The 5,715-nt window shown below is 36.9% G+C and carries 8 protein-coding genes and 1 pseudogene; 5 read left to right on the top strand and 4 right to left on the bottom strand.

The genetic code is table 11. The features are described from left to right. A partial coding sequence (locus FTU02_RS16060) for a mobilization protein (protein WP_180157973.1) occupies positions 1-280 on the top strand: 280 nt, incomplete at its 5' end. Here FTU02_RS16060 and FTU02_RS16055 read toward each other — a convergent pair. Then, positions 277-573, bottom strand: a complete 297-nt coding sequence (locus tag FTU02_RS16055) for a hypothetical protein (RefSeq protein WP_180157971.1) — start codon at positions 571-573, stop codon at positions 277-279. The genes FTU02_RS16060 and FTU02_RS16055 overlap by 4 nt on opposite strands. Further along, positions 570-1,499, bottom strand: coding sequence for a replication initiation protein RepM (repM, locus tag FTU02_RS16050; protein ID WP_152872916.1), 930 nt, complete (start codon positions 1,497-1,499; stop codon positions 570-572). Before repM ends, FTU02_RS16055 begins: the two co-directional genes overlap by 4 nt. Positions 1,500-2,269: 770 nt before the next feature. Here repM and FTU02_RS16045 point away from each other — a divergent pair. From FTU02_RS16045 to FTU02_RS16035, 3 genes are all read left to right on the top strand, one after another. Then, on the top strand, positions 2,270-2,899 hold the full coding sequence (locus tag FTU02_RS16045) for a hypothetical protein (RefSeq protein WP_078194520.1): 630 nt from the start codon (positions 2,270-2,272) through the stop codon (positions 2,897-2,899). A gap of 134 nt (positions 2,900-3,033) precedes the next feature. Further along, positions 3,034-3,354 carry a type II toxin-antitoxin system RelB/DinJ family antitoxin gene (locus tag FTU02_RS16040; RefSeq protein ID WP_180157969.1) on the top strand — a complete coding sequence of 107 codons (321 nt, stop codon included), beginning with the start codon at positions 3,034-3,036 and terminating at the stop codon, positions 3,352-3,354. After that, the gene (locus FTU02_RS16035) at positions 3,347-3,628 is read left to right on the top strand and encodes a type II toxin-antitoxin system YafQ family toxin (RefSeq protein WP_001129137.1); all 282 of its coding nucleotides are present in this window, start codon (positions 3,347-3,349) and stop codon (positions 3,626-3,628) included. Before FTU02_RS16040 ends, FTU02_RS16035 begins: the two co-directional genes overlap by 8 nt. A 111-nt stretch (positions 3,629-3,739) precedes the next feature. On the opposite strand, the gene FTU02_RS16030 is transcribed toward FTU02_RS16035, so the two are convergent. Both FTU02_RS16030 and mobQ read right to left on the bottom strand, forming a co-directional pair. After that, positions 3,740-4,237: a hypothetical protein gene (locus FTU02_RS16030; RefSeq protein ID WP_179997568.1), complete on the bottom strand. Its 498-nt coding sequence runs from the start codon at positions 4,235-4,237 to the stop codon at positions 3,740-3,742. Further along, on the bottom strand, positions 4,234-5,205 hold the full coding sequence (gene mobQ / locus FTU02_RS16025) for a MobQ family relaxase (protein ID WP_180015673.1): 972 nt from the start codon (positions 5,203-5,205) through the stop codon (positions 4,234-4,236). Before mobQ ends, FTU02_RS16030 begins: the two co-directional genes overlap by 4 nt. 381 nt (positions 5,206-5,586) lie before the next feature. On the opposite strand from mobQ, the pseudogene FTU02_RS16020 reads away from it, so the two are divergent. After that, positions 5,587-5,715, top strand: a pseudogene (locus FTU02_RS16020) (mobilization protein); the annotation flags it as partial.

The raw sequence follows: 5,715 nt of genomic DNA, 5'->3' as shown, positions 1-5,715 counted from the left end.
GACTAAATCTGCTGAAAATATCGAAAAGAAAATTGAAGCCCAGTTAGAGAAACTGAAACAGTTAAAAGCACAGAAACAAGCTATCGAAGCAAGAGAACGTACCAAGCAAAAGGAACAGCAACGAAAAGATGATACTCGGCGTAAAATTCTGCTCGGTTCTTATTTGATTAAAAAAATGCAGAATGAAGCCAATAAAGAAAAAATACTCGCTGAACTCAACGAGTATTTAACAGAAAATAGAGATCGACAGCTTTTTGATTTGCCCGACATTGAAGCCTAATTTTTCTTCGCTATTTGGTTGTTTTGTTCGGCTTGATACTCTGGAATGAGCGTATTTAAAACCTTTTGAATATTGTCCTTGTCTTCTATCTGCAAATTATCTCGATAGTAAATTAAGTCCTGTATTTTGCTTTCCATCTGCATTTTTCCGGTGGGTTCGGCATCTTTGGATAGTCGGGATAATAGGAAGATATAACCGCATATATTTTCCCTCGCAATTTCATAATTTACGATGTCGAGGTATTCAACGGTCACATGCTTTAGATCGGTTGATAGGTTATTTAATTTAATCATGGCTGAAATCCTGATTTTTCTAAAATTGGATAAAGCTCTCTGAATTTTTCAGGCTCTAAAAGCATATCAGCGATACGAATAGCAAATTGTTGGTAGCTTTCTGTACCTTGTGAATATATTCCCATCTCAGGCATTTCAGACATTTTATTCGCAAATAAATGGCGTTGTGCATCGGTCATTTTTATAAAAAAATCAGGCGTGTTTGGATCTCTTTTTGCTTCAACTTTTGGCTGTTGTTTTTGCTTAAATTTGAAAGAAAAACCTGAAATGATCCGTCCTTTTTTATGCTGTTCATACGTTACAGTAATATCAGTATGCTCATTAATTTGTTTAATTGATGGTTCAAGCACACGCTTTTTGAAGTCACTCATGGCGGTGTATTCACTATCAACAAGACCTAATCTATTTCTAAACTCACTAAGTTCTAGTTGTGGAACTTTTCCAACTTCACGCCAAGCAATCAGCAATTCATAAAGCCTAGTGGCGTATTTACTGGTTAGGTGAGCAACTTGTTTAGCTTCATATTTTGTAAAGTGTTCTTCCAATCGTGTGATTAAAGGCACTACATCAGGAGCAAAAGTAATTTCTAACAATGCTAGGTCATCTACATAAAATATACGGCTTACCCAGCGAGATCGAACAATGCCGACTTTGCCTGTTTTTTTATATTCGGCTGTATAACTAAATTGACGATTAAACAGATTATTTACAGCTTCTCTCAAAGCTTTATATGACGCATCGGCAGATACATTGAATAGCTTGGCGTAGTCACTAGCATGTATTTCCAGTTTACTATCCGCAGTGATTCCTTGTCCCGATTCTCTAGCATTAATGATAGCTAGCATGATCAAACGTTGTTCCGTTAGCTCTAGGTTGTAACTGGCATTTATTAGAGCATTATCTTTCACGACTAAACTATTTTTCATAAGAAGAACTTATTATTATCTAATTAAAGGACAATGTAATCTAATATCTTTTTAAGGTCAATATTTATAACGTCCTTTAATTAAGAGTAAATGTCCGTTTATACAAGAGCAAATGTCCGTTTATACAAGAGCAAATGTCCGTTTATACAAGAGCAAATGTCCGTTTATATAGTCTGTAACACTTACTACACAAGGGTTTCAACCTGTCTAAAAGCATTAAAAGCTTTAAAAATAATTAAAAGCCTTTCGAGAGGGGAGTGCAAACTGCCCTAGGTACTCGCTAAAGCTCGTACTCTATTGAAGCTCGTTCCTCGCTTCGTGGGGCAGTTTTTAGTTAATCATGTTTGTGAAATCTAAAAGCAAAAGCATTGGTAATGTATTCGCTTCGCTCATACTTTTTGAAAAGCAAAAGCTCCAAAGTTCGCACCCATTCGGGATGCTCTGTACCTACCTTTTAAAATCGAAAGGGAGCTTGTAATCAGAGAAAAGGCAAGGGCGAAATTTTGATGATGCTCAATCGCTCGTAGACACTCGCTAGGTTCTTATTATCTAGGTTTTAATTATTTACTGGAGCTAATCAAAGTTGTGAAACATTGCTTAAATAATAGTCGTGGAACGTGAAAAGTCATAAAAAAAGCCCAGTCATGGGAGACTGGGCTATAAACTAGAAACTACAGCATTGATTTCTATAGATAATTATAACGCATTTCGTATAAGGTGTATTATGTTAATTTTAGAAAATCTTAAGATAATTATTAATGAGTGGCTTAATGAATAAAGAAATTTCTGTATTACTGCATGACGTTCCTACTCATGCAGATTACGCATGTGATGCAACAGATTTAGATCCAGAAGATATTCCTGAAGATCGTATAGAACAAGTCATAAATTTATTAAATTCTTCTGATGAAAATATTGTATTTGAGGCAGCAAAACTTCTGACTAATTGGGGACAATCCTCTGGTTTTGATGCATTAGTAAATTTATTAAATGAAAATAAATTAGTTGGTTATATAGATCATCGTTTACATGGTTATGATGATACACTTCAGCATGTACTTAGAGCTTTTGTTCGTTATTGGGCATTCCAAGCTGATCTAGGATTTGGTGAACAGGCTAGAATAAAAATATTTCATCCTATACAAAAGATTATAGAAATATCTAATACAGAACCATTTGATATTAGTCGCTTATTTTGGTTAATTGATGATGAAAAATACGATGAATATATTCCTTTAATTAAAAACCATTTAATCCAAATAATAGATCATCCTGAATTACAATTTTGGAAAATCCATGATGCTATTGAACTGATGCTGAAATTAGAGCCTGAGTTTGTTCATAATTTATTAGAAGAAAAAGGCAAAACATTGGAAGACTTTAAAATTAACACTTTATAAAGTTATACATTTAACATAATGGTGGTTATACGAAATTCATTTGTTAGAAACCATTTATTACATCAAAAGTAATGAAAAAGTAAAGAATATGCCTTATATTATCTTTACTTTAATGTTTTTTGAGTGAGGAAATCATGTCCGCAGTCAATTTCAATATGCGCTTAGAAGCAGAGTTAAAAGAACAAGTCACGCCTATTTTAGAAGACTACGGTTTGACTATGCCCCAAGCATTCAAACTGTTCTTGAATCAAATCGTTAAAACTAAGGCGATCCCTTTATCTTTTGACTATGCGCGAGAAACTGCTTTAACTCCTAAAGCAGCAGCTAAGTTACTTCAATCTTTAAAAGAGATTGAAAATGGCGAGTACACCGAGTACGAAACGGTAGAAGAAGCGATTAAAGCTATGTCGGAAGAAGAAGCGATTAAAGCTATGTCGGAAGAAGCACATGGCTAAACGTAAGATTATCGTAACCAGTTCTTTTAAACGTGATATTAAAAGACGTTATTTAGAACTGGTTACGGCTGAATGGGCAGAAGTATTAGATTGTTTAGTCGCAAATAATCCTTTGCCTGAAAAATATTTAGATCATCCCTTGAAGGGTGGTGCAGAGTTTAAGAATTGTCGTGATTGTCATGTGAAGCCTGACTTAGTCTTGATTTATAGGCTTGTTGGTGACGATATTTTAGAACTGCATCAGTTGGATAGCCATTCCGAAATTTTTGGATGACTATCGCTCGATGCTTTGAAATATGGCTTTAGCCATGTTTCAAAGTCGGGCAACTTTGCGCTTGCTGTAATTTGATTCGTAATGAGAAAAACCAAGCAAAGTACCGATCAACTAGTATTTTTTAGGGTCGATCTGACACCAGTCATAGGTTTTTTCTTTGACACTACTCGGTTCAAACGAGTAGCAATTTTTCCTCATTATTCTCACCAATGTTTCACCATCACTTTCTCGAATTTGTAGCGGATATTTTTTTAGTACAGCCAGATCTGCTCTACGTTCATCAATTTCGTCTTTGCTTGGTATGTATAAGAAGATAGCCAAAATGAATACCATCATCACAGCCACAAACGTGCTGGCAAAAATAAGGATAAGTTTTAAGTTGAGCCTGTTTGTAGCTTCGTTTAATGCCTGAATACTGTTGTTTAATGCACCTGTATGCTTTTTATTTGCGTTTTCTAGCGATTTTTCAGCCTTGTCTAGCACTCCACTAGCGACTTGGTTGTAAAACTGCTCTAATCGCTTCTTATCGTCTGCTATGGCTTCTCGATATTCCTTCATGGATGCCAATAAAATATATAACTGGTCATCTAAATCATTTTGATTGCTCATAATGACATTCCGCCTCTACTTAGTTTTTGAGATGCCTTGCGGAGTGCTTGCTCGGCTCGTTGTTTATCTAATTCTTGCTGTCGTTTCATTTCCGCTTGGCGTTCCAGTTCTAGACGTTTGGTTTCTTGGTTCTTCTGCCATTGATCAAAACCTTGATCGACACGGTTTAAACCACGCTGTAAAACGCTCTCTTTCTGCTGTTTCTGTTGGTCAAGCTGTTGGGCGTTCTGCTGTTTCACATTGTCATTAAAACGGCTGATTTCAGTGTCTATGCCTTGTCTGCGTAATTGGGTGACTTTAGTGCCTTCATGGATGGTGGCTTGTAGTCCGTTATTCTGATCGGCATAGCTGCGGTGGTCTATTTTTTCCTGAAAGCCTGCTCGTTCTAATGCGTGATTGGCTAAATTTGCCCACGTTTCCCGAATCTGTTTAATTTCGTCTTGGGTTGTCCCCATACCAAGGCTTTTTCGTTTGGCGTTACTGAGTTCAATATCGGTTTTGGTGGTCAGAGTGAGTTTATTGTCTGCATTCAATTCGGCTTTTCGGGTTGTGAGCATGATATGGGCGTGATGGTTTTTATCATTACCGCCTTTACTCGGTTCATGGATGGCTAAATCTGCGATTACGTCATAGCGATCAACTAAGGACCTGGCAAAGTCTTTTGCCAAGTCCTTACGTTGATCAGCGTCTAATTCATCGGGTAGGGCGATTACCCATTCTCTAGCGGTTCGGGCATCTTTGCGGTTTTCGGACTGTTCTGCCAAGTTCCAAAGGTCATTACGGTCAATTTCAATATCGAGATTCGAGATAATTTCTGAATGGGCGACACCATCTTTTCTTGTAAAGTCATGGGTCAGCCCTGTGCGTTCATCTTTGAGCTTTTCACCTGCACGATAAGCCATAGATGCAACAGCAGTTCTGCCTGAACTTCGATTAACTGTTTTGGTCGAGCAATGATAAATCGCCATCGCTTAACACTTCCGACTAGCAGGGACGTAATAACCGCATTTTTCACATTCTCTTTTTAGGTTCTGAACTTCTCTTTCTTCTGCATGTTGTGCCATCTGTTCAGGCATCTTATAAGTGCATTCGTGTCCGCAATTTGGACAAAGGTAAAGGTGAGTTTCTCTAAAATTATACCGATACATTTTTATTTACCTTTTGCTTTTTTAAATTGCGTAGCAATTTTTTGGGGTTAAGGGGATTCCCCTTACGCAAACTTTGACTTGGATGAAATCCAAGTCGTAAGTGCGCATTTCATGAAAAACACGATAGCATATTACCCGCTTGAATTTCAATTCATAGGGTCTTATGCTTGAGTGGTTTTCTATATTCCGAAATTAACCGTTATGACTAAATCTGCTGAAAATATCGAAAAGAAAATTGAAGCCCAGTTAGAGAAACTGAAACAGTTAAAAGCACAGAAACAAGCTATCGAAGCAAGAGAACGTACCAAGCAAAAGGAACAGCAACGAAAA

It is taken from the genome of Acinetobacter sp. YH12045 (genome assembly GCF_013419925.1).
In the GTDB taxonomy this organism is placed as follows: Bacteria; Pseudomonadota; Gammaproteobacteria; order Pseudomonadales; family Moraxellaceae; genus Acinetobacter; species Acinetobacter amyesii.
The sequence above is the reverse complement of the archived record's forward strand: the minus strand, read 5'-3'. Positions and strand labels throughout refer to the sequence as shown.